Below are 19,728 nucleotides of genomic sequence, written 5' to 3' on the forward strand. Positions count from 1 at the left end.
AACGAGTCATGTCACATCGGGGAACTCGCCACCGCCGCCTCGCCGGCCTCCACCGGCCGGGCGGGTGCCGGCACCGTCACCGGCCGGCGCCAGGCGTCCGGGCCGAGCCTGGCGTCCACCCACTGCTGCACCCGGCGGCCCAGGTTCTGCCCGGGCTGCTCGACGTACCGGTAGGACAGCCAGGCCCCGCCGAGCGTGAGGATCCCGAAGGCCACCGAGAAGGCGGCCCGGCCCAGCAGGTTGTCCAGGGCGCTCTCCGGCGCGACGTGCTGCAGGCCGTGCAGGATGACGCTGTGCAGCAGGTACAGCGAGTAGCTGACGGCGCCGAGCCAGACCAGCACCGCCGGCACGCGCCGCTCGCGCAGGGCGAATCCGATCGCGAAGGTGATCACGACCGCCGCGGTGGTGGCGCACCACTTGATCAGCTCGTATCTGCCGCCGACCGACAGCCAGGTGGTCAGCGCGACCCCGGCGGCGACCAGGGCCAGCACCGGGACCGCGGCCCACCGGCTCAGCTGCCCGTGCTGCGCCCGGTAGATGACCGTCCCGGCGAACATCACCGCCAGCATGAACGTGGCCTGCCAGGACGAGTTGGCGATGCCGTACTTCGTGCTGTGGCCGTTGAGCAGCGGCAGCGCCACGAAGCAGAGCCCGAGCAGCCCGGCGGGCAGCACCAGCCATCGGCGGCCGGACACGTACGCCAGCAGGCTCACCCCGACCAGCAGCGCCAGCAGCACGGCCAGGTACCGCCGGTCGCCCACCGTCGCCCCGAGCAGGTTCTTGGGCAGCCCGGTGCCGCCCACCGCCGCGACGAGGATCAGGCCGGCCGCCCACCACGCGCTGAACCGGTGCAGGCCCCAGACGAACAGGCCGGCCACGATCAGGTAGAACGTCATCTCGAAGGACAGCGTCCAGAACGGGCGGACCAGGCTGCGCGCGCCGACGAACTCCTGCAGCATCGTGGCGTGCCCGAGCAGCCCGGCCGTCGACTCCCTGGCCAGCGAGCGCGGGAAGGTGAAGACACCGGCCGCGATGAGCGCCACGAACAGCGCGACGCTGATCAGGTACGCCGGGTAGATCCGGAAGAGCCGGCCGATCCAGAACTTGCGCGGGGAGCCGTGCCGTTCCAGGGACATCGGGATGACGTAGCCGCTGACCAGGAAGAACAGCAGGACGCCGTACTTGCCCATGTCGAAGTAGCGGCCCATGACGGCGTGGTTCTCGGCGCCGATCGCGATGGGGCTGAGGTGGAACAGCACGACCACCAGTGCGGCGAAACCCCGGAGCGCGTCCAGCCAAGCGAGGCGCGGCTTGATGATCACTGAACTCATAGCCGGGTCACAGTAACCGGGGGCGGGTGATTTCTCACCTACCCCCGGTTATCTCTTTTGGGCTACAAGTGGGGGACTACAGGTACTGGCCGGTGTTCGACGCGGTCTCGATCGACCGGCCGGCCTCGGCGCCCTTGCCACCGGAGACGAGCGTGCGGATGTAGACGATCCGCTCGCCCTTCTTGCCGGAGATCCGGGCCCAGTCGTCCGGGTTGGTGGTGTTCGGCAGGTCCTCGTTCTCCCGGAACTCGTCGACGCAGCTGTCCAGCAGGTGCTGGAGTCGCAGGCCCTTGGTCCCGGAGGTGAGGAACTCCTTGATCGCCATCTTCTTGCCGCGGTCGACGATGTTCTGGATCATCGCGCCGGAGTTGAAGTCCTTGAAGTACAGGACCTCCTTGTCACCGTTGGCGTAGGTGACCTCGAGGAAGCGGTTCTCCTCGGACTCCGTGTACATCCGCAGCACGACCGCCTCGATCATCGCGGCGACCGTGGCATCCCGGTTCCCCTCGTGCTCGCCGAGGTCGTCCTCGGAGAGCGGCAGGTCGGGAAGGATGTACTTGGCGAAGATGTCCTTCGCCGCCTCGGCGTCCGGCCGCTCGATCTTGATCTTCACGTCGAGACGGCCGGGGCGCAGGATGGCCGGGTCGATCATGTCTTCCCGGTTCGACGCGCCGATGACGATCACGTTCTCCAGGCCCTCGACGCCGTCGATCTCGCTGAGCAGCTGGGGAACGATGGTGTTCTCCACGTCGGAGGAGACACCGGAGCCACGGGTCCGGAAGATCGAGTCCATCTCGTCGAAGAACACGATCACCGGGGTGCCCTCGCCGGCCTTCTCCCGGGCCCGCTGGAAGACCAGGCGGATGTGCCGCTCGGTCTCACCCACGTACTTGTTGAGCAGCTCGGGGCCCTTGATGTTGAGGAAGTAGCTGGTGTGCTTCTCCTCGCCACGCCGCTCGGCGATCTTCTTGGCCAGCGAGTTGGCCACCGCCTTGGCGATCAGGGTCTTGCCACAGCCGGGCGGGCCGTAGAGCAGGATGCCCTTCGGCGGGCGCAGCTGGTGCTCCCGGAACAGGTCGGCGTGCAGGAAGGGCAGCTCCACCGCGTCGCGGATCTGCTCGATCTGCGAGTGCAGGCCACCGATGTCGGTGTAGTCGACGTCGGGAACCTCCTCCAGCACGAGCTCTTCGACCTCGCTCTTGGGGATCCTCTCGTACGCGTACGCCGACCGCGGCTCGATCATGAGCGAGTCACCGGCGCGCAGCTTGGTGATCTCCAGTGAGTCGGCGAGGAAGACGATGCGCTCCTCGTCGGCGTGCGAGACCACCAGGGCCCGGTCACTGGGGCCGCCGGACGGGTTGTCCAGGACCTCCTTGAGCAGGACCACCTCGCCGGTGCGCTCGAACCCGAACGCGTCGACGACGTTGAGCGCGTCGTTCAGCAGGACCTCCTGGCCCCGCTGGAGCTCGTCGACAGCGAGCGACGGCGAAACCGCCACCCGAAGCTTGCGGCCGCCGGTGAAGACATCCACCGTGCCGTCCTCGTGGGCCGACAGGAAAACGCCGTAGCCGCTGGGCGGCTGGGCGAGCCGGTCAATCTCTTCCTTGAGAGTGACGATCTGGGCCCGGGCTTCCTTCAGGGTCGCCACGAGCCGCTCGTTGTTCTCGGTCACTCGGGCCAGCTGCGCCTGCGTTGCCGCGAGCCGTTCCTCAAGCTGCCGGACGTGTCGGGGGCTCTCGGTCAACTTCCTCCGCACCAGAGCGAGTTCCTCTTGCAGGAACGCGACCTGACTGGAGAGATCGTTGGCCTCTTTCTCCCATCGTGCGGCGCGGGAGTCCGCTTCGTCGCTACGTGCCACGTCCCACCTCCCCGGGGGGCTCGAACGTCTTGAACCAACACTAGCTGTTGCGGAGCAGTTTTCATCCCATGCAACACCCTCGTCACTGAGTCTTGATCGATTGGTGCCACCGCCGATGAGCCGGTCGGGCAGGGTTCGGGTACCGTCGGGCGCAACCGGTTGTGGGAGGTAGGAGTGTCATCAGACACTGATGAGCTGCAGGTCTGGATCGATCAGGACTTGTGCACCGGTGACGGACTCTGCGTCCAATACGCTCCGGAAGTCTTCGAACTGGACATCGACGGACTCGCGTACGTCAAGAACGATTCGGGCGAGTTGCTCCAAAATCCGGGCATACGCGCCTTCGTACCGAAAAATTTGGTCCTCGAAGTCATCGACTCCGCGAAGGAGTGCCCGGGCGACTGCATCCACGTCGTCCGCACCGCCGACGACGTGGAAGTGGCCGGGCCCGAGGCCTAGAGGGTCGGACGGCCCACCAGGGACGCGACGACCCGGGAGAACTCCTCCAGGCGGGCGATCTGCCCGGGTCCGCCGTCGTCCAGGGTCTTGCCGAACCGCAGGGCGTCGTGGCGCAGCGGCGCCCGCCCCTCCTCCTCGGCCAGCCCGGGCGGCGGCACCGCGTCGTCCACCGAGCTGAGCAGCAGGTAGACGTCGATGCTGTCGACCCGGGCCTGCCCGCTGGAGGTCCGGGTGAGCCGCCGCCGGCAGCCCACCTCGGTGATCGTGGAGAGCGGCACCACCCGCAGCGACGAGGTCATCGAGCCGGCCGGGCCGTCGCCGGGCGCCACGTCCTCGCCGTGCCACAGCACCAGGCGGCTGCCGTCGCAGACGACGACCTCCTGCCAGACGCCGTTCACCTCGTTGACGAAGCGCTCCAGGGTGAAGCAGAGCACCGAGGCGCCGCGGAGCACCCCGAACAGGGCCTCCAGGGCGACCTCGGGATCACGCAGGTAGGCGCGGGCCGCCGAGTCCAGGTCCGGGTAGGGCGACCAGTCCGGGAACACCGCCGGCATCTCGTTGCTGCCGCCGAACGGCGGAGAACTCATCGCGCCCACTCCTTGTCCTCCTATCGACGCCTTACCGGAAAGTACCGGACTTGACGGGCGCGGTCACTCCCCGGTGGCGACGTCCTGCTCCTCGTGTGCCGCGTGCAGCGCCTCCCGGGCGGCCTTGCGCAGCGCGTACGCCTCGGCGCCCTTGCTCGGCTTGCGCCGGCGCGGCGGCGCGGTCACCCCCGGCGCCAGCTTGCGCGACGACACCAGGAACGCGGTGTGCGCGATCATCCGGTGGTCCGGGCGGACCGCCAGGCCGTCGGCGTGCCAGTCCCGGATCAGCGACTCCCAGGCCCGCGGCTCGGTCCAGCCGCCCCGCTCGCGCAGCGCCTCGACCAGCTCGGACAGCTGCGGGGTGGTGGCCACGTAGCCGATGAACACGCCGCCGGGGATCAGCGACCGCTCGACCATGTCGAGTGCCTCCCACGGGGTCAGCATGTCCAGCACGATCCGGTCGAAACCGCCGATCTCGTTGCCGGCGACGTCGCCCTCGTGCAGGTGCCAGGCCGGGTGCGGGCCGCCGAAGAACGCCTCCACGTTCTTGCGGGCGATCGCCGCGAAGTCCGGGCGCAGCTCGTAGCTGTGCACCTCGCCGGTCTCACCGACGGCGCGCAGCAGCGAGCAGGTCAGCGCGCCGGAGCCGGCGCCCGCCTCGAGCACCTTGGCGCCCGGGAAGACGTCGCCCATCGCGACGATCTGCGCCGCGTCCTTCGGGTAGATCACCTGCGCGCCGCGCGGCATGGACAGCACGTAGTCGCTGAGCAGCGGGCGCAGCGCGAGGTACTGCGTGCCGCTGGTGGCGGTGATCACGCTGCCGTCCGGCAGGCCGATGAGCGCGTCGTGCTCCAGCGCGCCGCGGTGGGTGTGGAACGCCTTGCCGGGCTCCAGCACGATCGTGTGCATCCGCCCCTTGGGGTCGGTGAGCTGGACGCGGTCACCCGGACGGAACGGGCCGCGATGGGCCGGCACCTGCTCGTCGACGGCGGTGGCGGGGGTCGTGGTCACTAACTCTTCTCTCAGTTCTTCCAGGTCGCTCAGGTCCGTTGCGCCCGCCGCGGTTCGAGCACGGCCGCGACGTCGGCGACCCGCAGGACGCCGATCACATCCTCGCCTGCGGTCACCAGGTACTGCGCACCCGGGTGGGCCTGCAACGCCCGGACCACCTGCTCACCGGTGAGTCCCACCGGCAGGCTGGTCAGCGCGTCACGGGACCGGGCGACGCTCTCCACGCTCACCCAGGGCCGCCGGTCGACCGGCACCCGCTCGGCGGCGACCGGATCGACCAGAGCGGTGAGGCTACCCGCCGAGTCGGTGACACCGAGCATCACGTCCGGCCGCGGGTCCTCGGAACGGCGCCGCTGCGCCTCGCCGAGCGGCGTGCCGGCCGGCACCGACAGCAGCGGACGGGCCAGCACGCCGAGGTCGATCAGCGGGAACCGGCCGGTCATCCGGCCCAGCCGGATCGACTGGCCGGCGCCGTGCCACAGGGTCATCGTGACGAGCAACACGAACAGCATCCCGAAGATGGTCAGCAGCCCGAACTGGAAGAGCACCAGCACCGTCACCGCGGTCCCGAAGGCCAGCGCCCGGCCGGCGTAACCGGCCACCACCGTGGCCCGGTTCCGGTCCTTGAGCAGCGCCCACATCGCCGCGCGCAGCGCCCGGCCGCCGTCCAGCGGCAGCCCGGGAAGCACGTTGAAGACCGCGACCAGCACGTTGCTGACCGCCAGCTGGAACGCGATCTGCCCGAGCACGGTGTCCTCCGGCAGGGCGAACGCGGCACCGGTCGCCACCGCGCCGAGCACCAGCGAGACGGCCGGCCCGGCCAGCGAGACCAGGGCGTCCACCCGCGGGGTGGGCGCCTCGCGGTCCATCTCGGTCCAGCCGCTGAGCAGCTCCAGGGTGATCCGGCGCACGCCGATGCCGTTGTGCCGGGCGGTCAGCGCGTGCCCGAGCTCGTGCAGCAGCACCGAGCCGAGCAGGCAGGCCACGAAGCCGAGCCCGACCAGATAGGCCCACGGCTGCCGCAGGCCCAGCTCGGCGCGCGCGTAGTTGCCGTAGACCACCGTGACCAGGATCGCCAGGAGCAGCATCGAGGCGCTCGCGTACACCGGGATGCCCAGCACCCGCACCACCGGCCGGCCGTCGGGTGGCACCGGCGGATTGCGGGGCGCGCTCTCCTCCATTCGCATGATGCTACGGACGAACCCGGATCCTTGCGGATCACGCATGCCCCGGCGTGATCCACAGGGCAGGCGGTGTCGTGCGGAATTCGTCGTACCCCTGCCCTAGCCTGGCTGGCATGACGGCACAGACGGTGTTCCCGCCCCCACAGCCCCGCCCCGGCGGTCCGGCCTCCCCGGCGACCTCCGCCGGGCGTCCGGGTCTGGCCGACCGGCCGTCCGGTCCGTCGCTGTCACCGTCACGCGCCGCCGACTTCAAGACCTGCCCGCTGCTGTTCCGCTTCCGCACCATCGACAAGCTGCCCGAGCAGCCCTCCGCCGACCAGGTCCGCGGCACCCTGGTGCACGCGGTCCTGGAGCGCCTGTTCGACCTGCCCGCCGCCGAGCGCACGCCGGAGGCCGCGGCCGCCCTGGTCACTCCGGAGTGGGAGCGGCTGGTCAGCCACGAGCCGGCGCTGGCCGCCCTGTTCGCCGCCGAGTCCGGGCCGATCGGCCCCATCATGGGTACGGTTTCCGCACCGCCCGCCTCCGACGGCACACCCCCCGGCCCGCCGTCGCCGGGCCCCTCCGAGCCGGTCGCCGACCCGGCCGGTGTGGGACACGCCACGGAGGCCGTCCGGGATCCGGCGGCGGTGGCCGCGGAGGCCGACGCCATGGGCCAGCTCGCCCTGATCGACGCACCGGCCGGCGCCGCCGAGGCCGCCCGGCTGGCCGCCTTCCTGGGCAGCGCCCGCGACCTGCTCGGCGGTTACTTCGCGGTCGAGGACCCGCAGCGTCTGGAGCCCGCCGAGCGGGAGACCCTGATCTCCACGATGATCGACGACGAGCTGCTGATCCGCGGCTACATCGACCGCCTCGACGTCTCCCCGGCCGGCGACCTGCGCGTCGTCGACTACAAGACCGGCGGCGCCCCGCGCGAGGCCTTCGAGGGCCGCGCCCTGTTCCAGCTGAAGTTCTACGCTCTGGTCCTCTGGCGCACCCGCGGCGTGGTCCCCCGAGTCCTGCGCCTGCTCTACCTCAAGGACGCCGAGGTCCTCGACTACAGCCCGGAGGCCGCCGAGCTGGAGCGTTTCGAGCGCACCCTGGTCGCTCTCTCCCAGGCCGTCGAGCGAGCCAAACGCGACCGCGAGTTCCGCCCCAAGCCGAGCCGTCTCTGCGGCTGGTGCAACCACCAGGCCCTCTGCCCCGAGTTCGGCGGCACCCCACCCCCGTTCCCGGAGTCCCCCACCGCCGGTCTCCCCGCCGACTCCGAACCCGACCGCCTCGCCACCCCCCACCAGGACAACCTCGTTGCCTGACCACCCGTCCCCATCCGTTTGCCGGCTCAGGGCCGCCGACCACGCCCGGCCGGCCGCTCGTCGGCACCGGCCTGCCGAGCACGCACTACCGGCAGGCCCGGCCAGCACCGGCCGCTCGACCCGCACCGCCGACACCGCACCACTGGCACCGCCAGCCCAAGCCGCCCCCAGCCGCCCGGCGCTCCGGACTACATCGCGGGAGCCGGCGAAATACCCCGGCCATCGGGTTGCACTCCGGCGAGGCAGGTGCCGGCGGTGAGGCCGATTCGGTTGCTGCTCGCGGACGCTTCGCCCCTGCAGCGTGCCGGGCTCCGGGCGGTACTGGCCGAGGCCGGGGCCCACGGCGGACCCGAGCTGGTGATCGCGGGCGAGACCGGCGACGGCGGGGAAGCCGTCGAGCTGGCCCGGCGCCTGCTGCCGGATGTGCTCGTCACCGACGTCGCGTTGCCCAGGATGGACGGCGCCGCGGTGGCCCGCGCGGTGATCGCGGCGCGGCTGCCGGTGCGGGTGCTGGTCCTGACCGCGCACGACAGCGACGATCAGCTGATCGAGCTGATCAGCGCCGGCGCGACCGGCTATCTCTGCAAGGACGCGCCCCAGGAGGAGCTGGTCGCCGCGATCCGCGTGGTCGCCGCCGGTGGTGCCGTGATCACCCCGCAGGTGCTCGCCCGGGTGCTGCCTCGCTTCGCCGCGATCCTGCCCACACCGGACGACACCGCCGTCACCGCCGACCTGCGATCATTGACCGGCCGCGAACGCGAAGTGCTGATCCACGTCGCCCGCGGCCACACCAACGCCGAGATCGCCGAAGCCCTTCAGGTCAGCGAGACCACCGTCAAAACCCACGTCGGCCACATGCTGGCCAAACTCCGCCTCCGCGACCGCACCCAGGCGGTGGTTCTCGCCTACGAGATCGGACTGGTCAAACCTGGTTCCTGACCCAGCACGCCTGCCCCGCGCGGCCGGCGCGATCGCCGCTTCGTCCCCGCACCTGCCCGGAGAGCGAGCCGCGGCCACCCCGGTTCGAGCAGTGAACCAGACCCGGCACCACCGGTCCGGCGGGAGACGGACGGAGCCGGGGCGGGATGCGCATGACGCCCGATACATGCCCGGAAAGCGCGAGCCGCGCACGCCAGGATCGGAGCTGCGGGCCAGGCGGGCCGGCGACGGTTCCGGCCGGGGTTCGAGGCGGGCCGCAGGTCAGGCCAGGGACGGGTCGGGCCGCAAGTCAGGCCGCGGATCGGATCGGATCGGGTCGGGCCGCGGGGCGGGTCGGACTGCGGGTCGGGCCGCGGATCGGGTCGGGCCGCGGATCGGATCGGGTCGCGGGCGGGCGGGGGACGGGCGGAGCCGGGCGCAGGCGGCAGGAACGGCCGGGACAGCGACGGCAGGAGGTGGCGGACGGCCAGGATCGACGACATCACGCGGCGATCCGGTCGGTGGCGCGGTGGATGCGGATGTCGCCGCTGGCGGTACGGACTCGCAGGTCGAGCATGGGGGCACCGGCAGGCGGGGCGGAGTCGCCGTGGGCGGCCAGGTCGGTGATGCTGCGACCGCCCACGGTGTTCAGGTCGAGCCAGACGCCGGTCCCGGGGGCCACGCCGACCGTGACGTCACCGGAGGCGGTACGGACGCGGGACTTGCCCTGGCACAGCGACCCGACCGCGACGCGCCCGCTGGCGGTGCCGGCGTTCAGTGAACCGCCGACCGAGGCGACCTCGATGTCACCACTCGCCGTGGCGGCCGTGACGTCACCGGTGACGTCACCGATACGGATCCGGCCGGAGGCGGTCTTCACCGACGCGGAACCACCCACCCGGCCGACCGACAGGTCGCCGCTGGCGCCGCCCAGCCGCAGGTCACCGAAGAGCTCGGCGATGTGGCCGTCGGCGGACGCCAGCCGCAGCTGCACGTCGCGGTAACTGCCGGTGGCGCGCACGTCGGCGGCGGCGCTCTCGCCGGTCAGCGTGCTGCCGACCGGAACCTGGATGCTGATCCGCAGCGCCGGGGTGCGGCGCCACCGCCAGCGGTCGCCGTGCGGGGCGCTGACCAGCAGGGTGCCGCCGTCCAGGAGCACCCGGGTGTTCTCCGCGGCCTGCTGGGCACCCGGGCTGTCGCTCAACGGCACGACCTCCACCCGGATGGTCTCGTTGTGCCCCGCGTCGATCTCCACGCTGCCGGACATGGCGCGCAGCGCGACGGTGACCGGCTGGGAGTACTCGAACTCATACATCATGATTTTTCCTCCAAAGAGGCATCGAAGGGTAAGGCGAGTCGCCGGGGTCAGCCCGAAGCCGAAGGGCCGACAACGGCGCGGCGAGTCGGCCCCGAAGGCAGAGGTCCGGCAACGGGCCCGGTGGGCCGGCCCCGAAGGCGAAGGGGGCTGGCTGCGGGCCACGGTGGTGCAGGCCGGAAGGCAGAGGGCTGACGAACGGGGTGACAGCGAGGCCGCCGGATCAGGCCTGGAAGTAGCCGGTGACGCGCTTGGCCGACACGGCGGCGCCGAACCCGGGTGGCGGCGACCCGGCCGGTTGCGGGTTGACCGCCGACGTGACCGCTCGGACCAGCCACGCGTTGACCGAGATCCCCTCGGCCGCGGCGGTCTGCTCGACCTGCGTCTTCAGCGCCTCCGGCATGCGCAGGGTGAGCCGGGCCAGGTCTCCCCCGTCGACCGGGACAGGTGGCGGCGGCGCCGAGGGCTCCGCGGCGGCGAGCTGGGTGACGACCAGGTCCGCCTCCCGGCCGCGCAGGCGCACCTCGACGGTGGCGTCGGTGAGCCGGGTGGTGATCTCCGCGGCGGCGTCGGAGAGCGCTTCCAGCAGCGCCAGCCGTGCGGACGGTTCCAGTGAGTTGCTCAGGAGCTCCGCGGCGCGGGCGGTGTCCGGACCGCCCGGCGCGGCCACGGCCGCGAGGTCGGAGCGTAACCCTTCGAGGTACGGCGTCAGGTCCATGACTCCACTATGACGTCATAGGTGACGTCACGCAAGCCCTCACTGATGTCATTTAGCCGTCATCATGCGACGAGGGCAAGGGACGAGGTGACGCGGCGTCGCCCGGCCCAGGGCGTACCGGAAAGGGGTCGACTAGCGCAGAGCGGCCAGGAACTTGACATCGACCCCAGCCAGCGACGACCTCAGGTGGATGCCGTCAGTTGACGGCAGGGTGACGTCGGACGGCACCGCGAGCACCACCGCCCCGGCCGCCACCGCGCTGGCCACCCCGCTCGGCGAGTCCTCGATCGCCACGCAGTCGCCGATCGGCACGCCGAGCAGGCCGGCCGCGGTCAGATAGGGCTCCGGGTCGGGTTTCGGCCGGGCCACCTCGTCGCCGCAGACCAGGACGTCGAAATTCTCCGCGCCGAGGGTCTTGAGCGCGACCTCGGCGAGCCGCCGCCCGGTCGAGGTGACCAGCGCCGTCGGCAGCCCCGCCGCCCGCACCTCGTGCAGCAGCTCACGGGCGCCGGGACGCCAGGTCAGGCCGTCGGCGAACAGCTCGGCGACGCGGTCGGTGAGCCAGTCGACGTCGGGCTGGTACGGCCGGTCGGGCTGCCCCATGTCGTCGCGGAAGAGGGCCATGCTGACCGGCATGCTGGTGCCGACCATGGCCAGCCGGGCCCGGGTGGACAGCCGCCCGCCGGCCCGGGCCGCAAGGTCCTCCAGGGCGACGCCCCAGAGTTTCTCGCTGTCGACCAGCGTGCCGTCCATGTCGAATAGCACCGCTGCGGGTGGTGTCGCGCTCAGCGGAATCTCCCCAAGTCAGACGTGAGCCGGACGCCCATTCTGCGTCCTCACCGCACCACCGAACCGACCAGTGTTCCGCAGCTCACAACGCCCGATCGGGGCTCACAGATCACAGGACCGCAGCGAGTCCCGGTAGCCGTTGGCGAACGCGTTGACCCGCATCTCCGGCGACCCGTGCGATCCCTCGGCGAACCACGGCTGCCCCGGCGCGTCACCGACCGATTTCAGTCCCTCGGCCAGTTCGTCGGTGTCGCCCTTGTCCAGCCGCAGCTGCCGGGCCCGCGCCTGGTCCCCGATGAACGCCCCCGCCATGCAGTCCGCCTGCAACTCCTGCTGGATGGTGAACTCCTTCTGGATGCCGAGCCGCGCCTGGATGCCGTGCGCGTACTCGTGGCCGAGCAGGTAGTACAGGAACGCGTCGCCGATCTGCCGGAACACCCCGAACGCCCAGTTCACGTCGTAGGCGATGAAGTCCCCGCGGGAGCAGTAGGCGGCGTTGTTCAGCGGCAGCGGCTCGTCGCCGCAGGACACCTCGCCGGCCCGCTCGTACGGAACCAGCTCCCGCACCGGCTCGAACTGGTCACCGGACTTCGCGAACACCCGGGTCCAGTACTGCTCGGCGACCCGCTGAGCCGCGTCGATGTCGGCGGCGAACTCCTCGGGCGTGTCGGTGCCGTCGAGGTCGACGGACCCGGTGGCCCGCGGGGTCGACCGGCGCGTCACCGGATCGTCGTCGGCGGAAGGCAGCGCGCCGCAGCCCACCAGCAGCAACAACACCAGGACGGCGGCGATCCGAGCGGACATGCGTCCTCCTCCAGCGGGGGGTACTCCACGGTAGACGCGAGTGCCCAGAACCCGCCGTCGTGAAAACGTCATGACGGCGTACCGGAAAACGCACCGACCGGAAGCCGGAGCGGGCCGCGAGCGATCGAAAGACGTCTTAGCACTCAGGGGCAACCCTGAGGGTGCCTAAGTGGCCTCCCCCAGCGAAATCTCAGCGTCGGGCTACTCCACGCGACGGACGCCGGGCGGCCGATCCGCCGACAGACTGAGCGGGCCGGCCGGGGCAACCGTGCCCCGGCCGGACCATGACTCAGGGGGAGAACGACGGTGACTGCGACGAATGCCGGCGGGCAGGTGGCGGCGCGCGCGGACGAGATCTGGAAGGTCTACGGCAGCGGCGAGGCGCGGGTGACCGCGCTGGCCGGGGTGAGTGCCGAGTTCGGCCGGGGCCGGTTCACGGCGATCATGGGGCCGTCCGGCAGCGGCAAGTCGACGCTGATGCACTGCCTCGCCGGGCTGGACACGGTCGACAAGGGCACCGTGCACGTGGGCGGCACCGAGATCAGCAAGCTCGGCGACAAGGCGCTGACCCGGCTGCGCCGCGACCGGATCGGTTTCATCTTCCAGCAGTTCAACCTGCTGCCGACGCTGAGCGCCGCGGAGAACATCCGGCTGCCGCTGGACATCGCCGGCCGCAAGCCGGACCCGCGATGGTGGGACGTCGTGATCGACACGGTCGGCCTGCGGGACCGGCTCGGGCACCGGCCCAGCCAGCTCTCCGGCGGCCAGCAGCAGCGCGTGGCCTGCGCCCGGGCGCTGATGGGCCGCCCCGACGTGATCTTCGCGGACGAGCCGACCGGCAACCTGGACTCGCGCTCCGGCGCCGAGGTGCTGAACTTCCTGCGGTCCTCGGTCCGCGAGCACGGCCAGACCATCGTGATGGTCACCCACGACCCGGTCGCCGCCAGTTACGCCGACCGGGTGGTCTTCCTGGCCGACGGCAGCATCGTCGACGAGCTGCACGAGCCGACCGCGGAGACCGTGCTGGACACCATGAAGCGCCTGGACAAGCACGGCGACCCGGTGATGCTCTGATGCTGCGCGCCACGCTGAAAAGCCTGCTCGCCCGCAAGCTGCGACTGATCCTTTCCGGACTCGCCGTCGTGCTGGGCGTGATGTTCGTGTCCGGCTCCTTCGTGGTCACCGACACCCTCAACCGCACCTTCGACTCGATCTTCGCGGACGCGTTCGCGGCGACCGACGTGTCGGTCAGCGCGAAGCCCAAGGTCGCGGTCAGCGAGATGGACGGCGAGGAGGTCGCCGCGCCGCTTCCGGCGGCGACCGTCGACAAGATCAAAACCCTTGCCGGCGTACGGTCGGCAACCGGCCGGGTGGACGCCGACGGCGCCCGGGTGATCGGCAGCGACGGCAAGGTCCTCACCTCACAGGGTCCGCCCCGGCTCGGTGGGAACTGGACCGGCACCGACAACCTGATGGAGTTGCGCGAGGGCCGCGGCCCGACGGCGGACGACGAGATCGCCGTCAACGCGAACACCGCCAAGCTGGCCGGCTTCAAGGTCGGCGACCGGGTCGGCGTGCTGACCCTGGAGCCGAAGAAGACGTTCACCCTGGTCGGCATCTGGGGCTACACCGGCAACCGGGACAGCATCGGCGGCGTGCAGGAGGTCGCCTTCACCACCCCGGTGGCGCAGAAGCTGATGCTCGGCGCGCCCGGCTCGTACTCGACGGTCGTGGTGCAGGCCGCCGACGGCGTCAGCCCTGCGGAGTTGCGTGATCGCGTCGCCGCCGCCCTGGGCCCCGACTATGTCGTGAAGACCGGCAAGCAGCTGGCCGACGAGAGCTCGTCGAGCATCAAGGAGGGGCTGAGCTTCTTCAACCAGATCCTGCTCGGCTTCGCCGGGGTGGCGCTGTTCGTCGGGATCTTCCTGATCCTCAACACCTTCTCGATCATCGTGGCCCAGCGGACCCGGGAACTGGCCCTGCTGCGCGCGATGGGCGCCAGCCGTCGTCAGGTGATCGGCTCGGTGCTGGTCGAGGCGGTCGCGATCGGCCTGGTCGCGGCGGTGCTCGGACTGGCCGCCGGGGTCGGCGCGGGCGCCGGGCTGGCCGCCCTGTTCGGCAAGTTCGCCGACGTGGACCTGGCCTCGATCGGCGTGCCGCCGGCCGCGATCATCAGCGCCTTCCTGGTCGGCCTGGTGGTGACGGTGGTCGCCGCGGTGCTGCCCGCGCTGCGCGCCTCGCGGATCGCCCCGATCGCCGCGATGCAGGAGGTGAGCATCCCGGACCGGCCGCTCACCAAGCTCAGCGTCGCCGGCGCCCTGGTGCTCTCGGCCGGCGCCGCCGCCCTGGGTGTCGGCCTGTTCGCCGACGCCGGCGACGCCACGCTGTGGCTGATCCTCGGTGGCGTGCTGGTCTCGTTCATCGGCGTCGCGCTGCTCACCCCGCTGATCAGCAAACCGGTGATCGGGCTGCTCGGCCGGCTCTTCGCCTGGTCGCTGCCGGGCCGGCTGGGCCGGCTCAACTCGGGCCGCAACCCGCGCCGGACGGCGATCACCGCGGCCGCCCTGATGATCGGGATCGCCCTGGTGACCGGCGTGACGGTGGTGATGGACTCGGCGAAGAGCAGCCTCAAGGCGGAGGCCACCTCGATCCTCAAGGCCGAGATCATGATCAGCGGGGATCAAAACGGGTCCCGGCCGCCGACGTACGACCCGGCGGTCATCGACAAGACCAAGACGATTCCCGGGGTACGCGCGGCGGCCGGGCTCTACCAGGACCTGGTGCTCGCGGACGGCAAGCGGGAGTACGCCAGTGCCACCGACGACTTCACCGGGCTGACCGAGGCGTACCGGACGACCGGGGCGGCCGCGGCGCTGACCACCCTCGGACCGGACCAGATCGCCGTCGGGGAGCCCAACGCCAAGGAGCACGGCTGGCAGACCGGTTCCCAGGTGACGATCCAGGCGTCGCGCGGGAAGCCGCACACATACACGATCGCCGCTGTCTATCCGGACGACGCGCTGCCCGGCAACCTGTTCCTGCCGCAGCAGGCGATCAAGGACTTCGGTATCCCGCAGCCGACCTTCGGTTTCGTCCGGCTCGACGACGGCGTCGCCGTCTCGTCCGTGCTGCCGCAGGTCAAGGCGCTGCTGGCGGACAGCCCCGAGGTGGCCGCCACCGACTCGGCGACCTTCGTGGACCAGCAGGCGGCGCAGTTCGACCAGATCATCACGATGATCCAGATCCTGCTCGGGCTGGCCATCCTGATCGCGGTCCTCGGCGTGGTCAACACCCTGGCGCTGTCGGTCCTGGAACGCACCCGCGAGCTGGGACTGCTGCGCGCGGTCGGCCTCGGCCGGGCGCAGACCATGCGGATGATCACCGTGGAGGCGGTGGTGATCTCGGTGTTCGGCGCGCTGCTCGGCGTCGTGGTCGGCGCCGGCATGGGGTCAGCGGTCACCCGGGCCCTGAAGGACGACGGGATCACCCAGATCGTGCTGCCCTGGGGCCGGATGGGCACCTACCTGGTGCTGGCCGCGATCGTCGGGGTGGTGGCGGCGGTGGTCCCGGCCATCCGGGCCGCGCGGCTCAACGTCCTGGGCGCCATCGCGCACGACTGAGGCCGGTGGCGGTGGCGGGCCGGTCTCCCGGCCCGCCACCGCTCATCCCAGGATCTTGTCGAGCTTGGTGAAGCTGCTTCCCCAGCCCTCGCGCGCCCCGCCCGCCATCGCGGCCGGGAACGGGCTCTGAGTCAGCACCAGCCGGGTGCGACCGCCCTCCTCGTCGAAGAACTCGATGCGCATCCGCAGCGTGTCCGCCCCGAAGTCCGGGATGTGGCGGACGTCCTCCTCGCCGACCAGCAACTCGTTCTCCACCACCTCGACGAACGTCGCGTTCACCGGCGAGCTCATCGACGGGTCGGCGTCGTTGACCATGGTGAACTTCTGCCTTCCGCCCGGGCGCGGGTCGATGTCGATCGAGTCCCGCGGCACCGACCAGCCCACCGGGCCGAACCAGGCGGCCAGCTGGTCCGGGTCGACGAAGGCGCGATAGACCAGCTCACGGGGGGCGTCGAAGACTCGGGTGATGACGAGATCGGTCATGGCTTCTCCTCCTGCAGGCGCTTGAGATGGGCGTCCAGGCGCGCGAAATTCTCGTCCCAGAACCGGCGGTAGCGCTCCATCCACGCGGTCGCCTCGCGCAGCGGACCGGCCTCCAGGCGACTGGAACGCCACTGGGCGGACCGGCTGCGCGAGATCAGACCGGCGTTCTCCAGCACCTTCAGATGCCGGGAGATCGCCGGGAGGCTGATCTCGAACGGCTCGGCCAGCTCCGTCACTGTCGCCTCGCCCTCGGCGAGCCGAGCCAGGATGGCCCGGCGCGTCGGATCGGCCAGGGCTGCGAAGATCACGCTGAGCCGGTCGGTCATTTAACCCTCCCGTTAATTAACGGAGCGGTTAAGACCATAGCCGCGCCGGCGGCGCGCGTCAAACCTTGGACGGGATGCGGCGGTGCAGCTCCGCCAGGAGGACGTCCGGACCCGGCGACATCAGGCCGACATCCACGACGTACGACGTCTCGCCGCCCCGCCGGCGCACCCGCGGCGCCAGCCCGCGCCCGTCGAGCACCTGCGCGTAGTCCATACCGATCGGCGTCACCACCAGCTCGGTGAACGGCCCCCACCCGTGCAGCGCCACCGAGGCGATCCCGGACCAGGGCAGATGCACCGGCTTGCGGCCGGTCGCGGCGAAGTCGATGCCGTGCACCGAGGTGTGCAGCCAGCCCAGCCGCTGGTACAGCGCCAGCAGCACCAGGGCCGACACGATCACCGGGACGATCAGCGCCACCTCGGCGCAGACCACGATGTCCGCGGCGTCCAGCCGGGCCCCGAACACCACGGCGAAGAGCAGGTAGACGGCGATCATCGCGGTCCACGCGGCGGCCACCACCCAGAGGACTGTCACATAGAACATGGCGCGCGGCTGCATGAAGCTGACGGTGTCATCGGCCGGCCCGAGCACCTGATCCACGTGGCTGGTCATAACGGAATTATCCGATCGGGCGACCGTCCGGTCCGGGGGAATCGACGGATACCCCCGAGGCGCCTATCCGGAATATGCGAATCTGACAGAAACGAGACGTTCGGCCGAGGCGGTTCCCCGCTCGGCGAATCTCCGGCGCGGCCCCCGGGTGGGTTCTCCGGGCCGCACGTAGGCTGTGTCTCATGACTGAGTTCGACGGCCTTCCGCTGCTCCGCTCCCCCGTGGCCATCGCCGCCTTCGAGGGCTGGAACGATGCTGCGGACGCTTCCACCGCGGCCGTGGAACACCTCGAGCAGGTCTGGGAGGCCCGTGAGGTCACCAGCATCGATCCCGAGGACTTCTACGACTTCCAGGTGAGCCGCCCCACGATCACGATGGCCGAGGGCGAGACCCGCAAGATCGAGTGGCCGACCACCCGGTTCACCGTGGCCAGCCCGCCCGGCAGCGACCGGGACGTGGTGCTGATCCGCGGCATCGAGCCGAGCATGCGGTGGCGCACGTTCTGCGAGTCGGTCCTGGAGATCTGCCACAGCCTCGAGGTCAATCGGATCGTGCTGCTCGGTGCGCTGCTCGCCGACGTGCCCTACACCCGCCCACTGCCGATCAGCGGCAGCGCCTCGGACCGGGACATCGCCGAGAAGTACAACGTCGTCCCGACCCGCTACGACGGCCCGACCGGCATCGTCGGGGTGCTGCAGGAGGCCGCCACCCGGGCCGAGCTGGACGCGCTGTCGTTCTGGGTGCACGTCCCGCACTACGCCAACAACCCGCCCTGCCCGAAAGCGACGCTGGCCCTGCTCAGCCGGATCGAGGACGTGCTCGACCTGCCGGTGCCAATGGCCGACCTGGCGGAGCAGGCGGACGAGTGGGAAAAGCGGGTGCGGGTGGCCGCCGAGCAGGACTCCGAGCTCGGGGACTACGTGCGGGAGCTGGAGGAGCGGGCCGGGGATGCGGGGATCCAGCCGCTGACCGGGGACGAGATCGCCAGCGAGTTCGAGAAGTACCTTCGTCGGCGGGGTGGGTCGGCCGGTCCCACCGCCGGCTCCTGGTAACGGTTCGGCGGGCTGCGGTGGGCGGTTGCGCCCACCGCGGCTTCCGGCTTCTCGTCCGTCGCGGGTTGTAGCATCTCGGCCGTCCTTTTGCCCGTCGCGGCGTTCAGCCTTCTCGCCCGTCGCCGCGTTCAGCCTTCTCGCTTGTCGCGGCGTTCAGCCTTCTCGCTCCTCGCGGCGTTCAGCTGCAGTATGGCCCTTAGGCGACTGCGGTCACCCGTGGACAGATGGAACAGCGTGCAGGCCGGACGCGACATCTCGGCCGACCGGCCAGCGATTCGCGGCCCAGCCGACGTGACCTGCTGATTCTCATTTCCGGCTGCGCGGCTCCGGCCATCAAGATCCGATTCCGCGTCTTCGAAGAATGGCACTGTCGCGGCGGCGCCGAGATTCCGGCAAATTCCGGGATCTCCGATGAGTCCGCGTCCGTTTGGCCGGAAAAGTTGCCATTCCCGGCTCTCGCCGCGACACCCCGAGTCCCACTGATTACGCGCCGAAATGCCTGGTCATGCGCTTGCCAGGCGGCTCCCGGCGGCGTACTCGTGAGTGAATGGCCTGCTATCAGCTATAAGGCTTTCAGAGGCCTAGCGGACAGATGACACGCGCCCCCATACTGAACGCAGGTTAGGCAGGGGGTCATATACGAAAAGGCGACACCCAGTAGCCGCTGGGTGCCGCCCAAGGCCTCTTGTCCGCATGCGGAGGGAGGTCCCGTTGTCCGCCATCTTTCTGCACCTCTCCTCGGCGTGCAAGCCCCGCCGCGCATCTGCGCGGCAGGGTGCGAGCGGGAAGGGAGGGAGTGAGTTGCCGGTCTTCTATCGGGGGCCGCGGGCGGTGATCACCCACAGCGTCGTCGAGGTGCCACGCCCCGCCCTGCGCCGTTTCAACGTGGCGGAACTGGTGGATGTCCACATCGTCCGGCACGACCCCGGCCCGGCCGAGGTCGGACAGCGGGTGATCGGGGTGTCCGCGCTGGTGGCGGCCACGGTCGCAGTGCCGGTGATCGGTCCGGTCTCAATGGTCCTGACTGCCGTGGTGCTCAGCGGGCTGTCGCTCTACGCGGCGGTCTGCCTGCGCGGGCAGGCTGGCAGGCGCTGGTGGCAGGTCCGCGCCGGCTACCGCGGCGAGGTAGTGGAGATCTTCGCCTCCAGAAATCAGGGTGAGTTCGAGGGCTTCTGCCGGGGCCTCGTGCGCTGCCTGGAGTACCGCGGTCAGTGACGGTCCTGCCGGTGATCGTCTTGCCGGCCGGCCCCCGCTGGAGCGTAGCGGCCGGTGATGCTCTCACCGGCCTGGCCCTCCTACCGGAGCGCTACGGTCGGTGATGGTCTTGCCGGCACGGGCCTCCTACTGAAGTGTTGCGGCCGGTGATGG

At 70.9% G+C, this 19,728-nt stretch carries 19 protein-coding genes; 7 read left to right on the forward strand and 12 right to left on the reverse strand.

All coding sequences use genetic code 11. The features are described from left to right. Nucleotides 1-11: 11 nt before the first annotated feature. Both Actob_RS28915 and arc read right to left on the reverse strand, forming a co-directional pair. The gene (locus Actob_RS28915; RefSeq protein ID WP_284914999.1) at nt 12-1,331 is read right to left on the reverse strand and encodes an acyltransferase family protein; all 1,320 of its coding nucleotides are present in this window, start codon (nt 1,329-1,331) and stop codon (nt 12-14) included. A 76-nt stretch (nt 1,332-1,407) separates the two neighbouring features. Beyond that, complete coding sequence (gene arc / locus Actob_RS28920) at nt 1,408-3,189, reverse strand: proteasome ATPase (protein ID WP_284915000.1); 1,782 nt, start codon at nt 3,187-3,189, stop codon at nt 1,408-1,410. Nucleotides 3,190-3,363: 174 nt separating this feature from the next. Here arc and Actob_RS28925 point away from each other — a divergent pair, with 174 nt between their 5' ends. Next, a complete protein-coding gene (locus Actob_RS28925; RefSeq protein ID WP_284915001.1) occupies nt 3,364-3,648 on the forward strand; it encodes a ferredoxin in 285 nt (94 codons plus the stop codon). On the opposite strand, the gene Actob_RS28930 is transcribed toward Actob_RS28925, so the two are convergent. From Actob_RS28930 to Actob_RS28940, 3 genes are all read right to left on the reverse strand, one after another. Then, the gene (locus Actob_RS28930) at nt 3,645-4,235 is read right to left on the reverse strand and encodes a hypothetical protein (RefSeq protein WP_185044635.1); all 591 of its coding nucleotides are present in this window, start codon (nt 4,233-4,235) and stop codon (nt 3,645-3,647) included. The genes Actob_RS28925 and Actob_RS28930 overlap by 4 nt on opposite strands. 63 nt (nt 4,236-4,298) lie before the next feature. Next, nucleotides 4,299-5,246 (reverse strand): tRNA (adenine-N1)-methyltransferase, encoded by a 948-nt coding sequence (locus Actob_RS28935; RefSeq protein ID WP_284915002.1) that lies wholly within the window; start codon nt 5,244-5,246, stop codon nt 4,299-4,301. Nucleotides 5,247-5,275: 29 nt separating this feature from the next. Further along, the gene (locus Actob_RS28940) at nt 5,276-6,433 is read right to left on the reverse strand and encodes a site-2 protease family protein (protein ID WP_284915003.1); all 1,158 of its coding nucleotides are present in this window, start codon (nt 6,431-6,433) and stop codon (nt 5,276-5,278) included. 110 nt (nt 6,434-6,543) lie between these two features. On the opposite strand from Actob_RS28940, the gene Actob_RS28945 reads away from it, so the two are divergent. Beyond that, a complete protein-coding gene (locus Actob_RS28945; protein WP_284915004.1) occupies nt 6,544-7,722 on the forward strand; it encodes a RecB family exonuclease in 1,179 nt (392 codons plus the stop codon). A 255-nt stretch (nt 7,723-7,977) separates the two neighbouring features. Further along, the gene (locus tag Actob_RS28950; protein ID WP_284915005.1) at nt 7,978-8,661 is read left to right on the forward strand and encodes a LuxR C-terminal-related transcriptional regulator; all 684 of its coding nucleotides are present in this window, start codon (nt 7,978-7,980) and stop codon (nt 8,659-8,661) included. 481 nt (nt 8,662-9,142) lie between these two features. Here Actob_RS28950 and Actob_RS28955 read toward each other — a convergent pair whose 3' ends face one another. The 4 genes from Actob_RS28955 to Actob_RS28970 all read right to left on the reverse strand — a co-directional run bounded on the left by Actob_RS28955 (nt 9,143) and on the right by Actob_RS28970 (nt 12,266). Next, nucleotides 9,143-9,958: a DUF4097 family beta strand repeat-containing protein gene (locus Actob_RS28955; protein ID WP_284915006.1), complete on the reverse strand. Its 816-nt coding sequence runs from the start codon at nt 9,956-9,958 to the stop codon at nt 9,143-9,145. A gap of 220 nt (nt 9,959-10,178) precedes the next feature. Continuing rightward, nucleotides 10,179-10,673 (reverse strand): toxin-antitoxin system HicB family antitoxin, encoded by a 495-nt coding sequence (locus tag Actob_RS28960; protein ID WP_284915007.1) that lies wholly within the window; start codon nt 10,671-10,673, stop codon nt 10,179-10,181. A gap of 132 nt (nt 10,674-10,805) precedes the next feature. Further along, a complete protein-coding gene (locus Actob_RS28965) occupies nt 10,806-11,438 on the reverse strand; it encodes an HAD family hydrolase (protein ID WP_284915008.1) in 633 nt (210 codons plus the stop codon). A 126-nt stretch (nt 11,439-11,564) separates the two neighbouring features. Beyond that, complete coding sequence (locus tag Actob_RS28970) at nt 11,565-12,266, reverse strand: neutral zinc metallopeptidase (protein WP_284915009.1); 702 nt, start codon at nt 12,264-12,266, stop codon at nt 11,565-11,567. 306 nt (nt 12,267-12,572) lie between these two features. On the opposite strand from Actob_RS28970, the gene Actob_RS28975 reads away from it, so the two are divergent. Continuing rightward, nucleotides 12,573-13,340 (forward strand): ABC transporter ATP-binding protein, encoded by a 768-nt coding sequence (locus tag Actob_RS28975; RefSeq protein ID WP_284915010.1) that lies wholly within the window; start codon nt 12,573-12,575, stop codon nt 13,338-13,340. Then, complete coding sequence (locus Actob_RS28980; protein WP_284915011.1) at nt 13,340-15,886, forward strand: ABC transporter permease; 2,547 nt, start codon at nt 13,340-13,342, stop codon at nt 15,884-15,886. Before Actob_RS28975 ends, Actob_RS28980 begins: the two co-directional genes overlap by 1 nt. A gap of 42 nt (nt 15,887-15,928) precedes the next feature. On the opposite strand, the gene Actob_RS28985 is transcribed toward Actob_RS28980, so the two are convergent. Genes Actob_RS28985 through Actob_RS28995 form a run of 3 tightly spaced genes read right to left on the reverse strand, consistent with a single transcriptional unit; the run spans nt 15,929 to nt 17,308 of the window. After that, complete coding sequence (locus Actob_RS28985; protein WP_284915012.1) at nt 15,929-16,369, reverse strand: SRPBCC family protein; 441 nt, start codon at nt 16,367-16,369, stop codon at nt 15,929-15,931. Then, on the reverse strand, nt 16,366-16,695 hold the full coding sequence (locus Actob_RS28990) for an ArsR/SmtB family transcription factor (protein ID WP_284915013.1): 330 nt from the start codon (nt 16,693-16,695) through the stop codon (nt 16,366-16,368). Before Actob_RS28990 ends, Actob_RS28985 begins: the two co-directional genes overlap by 4 nt. A gap of 58 nt (nt 16,696-16,753) precedes the next feature. Continuing rightward, nucleotides 16,754-17,308 carry a hypothetical protein gene (locus Actob_RS28995; protein ID WP_284915014.1) on the reverse strand — a complete coding sequence of 185 codons (555 nt, stop codon included), beginning with the start codon at nt 17,306-17,308 and terminating at the stop codon, nt 16,754-16,756. A 182-nt stretch (nt 17,309-17,490) separates the two neighbouring features. Here Actob_RS28995 and Actob_RS29000 point away from each other — a divergent pair, with 182 nt between their 5' ends. Continuing rightward, nucleotides 17,491-18,360 (forward strand): PAC2 family protein, encoded by an 870-nt coding sequence (locus Actob_RS29000; protein WP_284915015.1) that lies wholly within the window; start codon nt 17,491-17,493, stop codon nt 18,358-18,360. Between the two features lie 801 nt (nt 18,361-19,161). After that, the gene (locus Actob_RS29005; RefSeq protein ID WP_284915016.1) at nt 19,162-19,575 is read left to right on the forward strand and encodes a DUF6232 family protein; all 414 of its coding nucleotides are present in this window, start codon (nt 19,162-19,164) and stop codon (nt 19,573-19,575) included. Nucleotides 19,576-19,728 lie beyond the last annotated feature (153 nt).

The sequence above is a fragment of the Actinoplanes oblitus genome (assembly GCF_030252345.1).
Lineage (GTDB): Bacteria > Actinomycetota > Actinomycetes > Mycobacteriales > Micromonosporaceae > Actinoplanes > Actinoplanes oblitus.

Excerpts from the sequence above, each read along its gene's own strand:
- Actob_RS28945 (WP_284915004.1), top strand. The coding sequence starts at position 6,544 with ATGACGGCACAGACGGTGTTCCCGCCCCCACAGCCCCGCCCCGGCGGT.
- Actob_RS28985 (WP_284915012.1), bottom strand. The coding sequence starts at position 16,369 with ATGACCGATCTCGTCATCACCCGAGTCTTCGACGCCCCCCGTGAGCTG.
- Actob_RS28995 (WP_284915014.1), bottom strand. The coding sequence starts at position 17,308 with ATGACCAGCCACGTGGATCAGGTGCTCGGGCCGGCCGATGACACCGTC.
- Actob_RS28980 (WP_284915011.1), top strand. The coding sequence starts at position 13,340 with ATGCTGCGCGCCACGCTGAAAAGCCTGCTCGCCCGCAAGCTGCGACTG.
- Actob_RS28930 (WP_185044635.1), bottom strand. The coding sequence starts at position 4,235 with ATGAGTTCTCCGCCGTTCGGCGGCAGCAACGAGATGCCGGCGGTGTTC.
- Actob_RS28960 (WP_284915007.1), bottom strand. The coding sequence starts at position 10,673 with ATGGACCTGACGCCGTACCTCGAAGGGTTACGCTCCGACCTCGCGGCC.
- Actob_RS28990 (WP_284915013.1), bottom strand. The coding sequence starts at position 16,695 with ATGACCGACCGGCTCAGCGTGATCTTCGCAGCCCTGGCCGATCCGACG.
- Actob_RS28955 (WP_284915006.1), bottom strand. The coding sequence starts at position 9,958 with ATGATGTATGAGTTCGAGTACTCCCAGCCGGTCACCGTCGCGCTGCGC.
- Actob_RS28940 (WP_284915003.1), bottom strand. The coding sequence starts at position 6,433 with ATGCGAATGGAGGAGAGCGCGCCCCGCAATCCGCCGGTGCCACCCGAC.
- Actob_RS28915 (WP_284914999.1), bottom strand. The coding sequence starts at position 1,331 with ATGAGTTCAGTGATCATCAAGCCGCGCCTCGCTTGGCTGGACGCGCTC.
- Actob_RS29000 (WP_284915015.1), top strand. The coding sequence starts at position 17,491 with ATGACTGAGTTCGACGGCCTTCCGCTGCTCCGCTCCCCCGTGGCCATC.
- Actob_RS28970 (WP_284915009.1), bottom strand. The coding sequence starts at position 12,266 with ATGTCCGCTCGGATCGCCGCCGTCCTGGTGTTGTTGCTGCTGGTGGGC.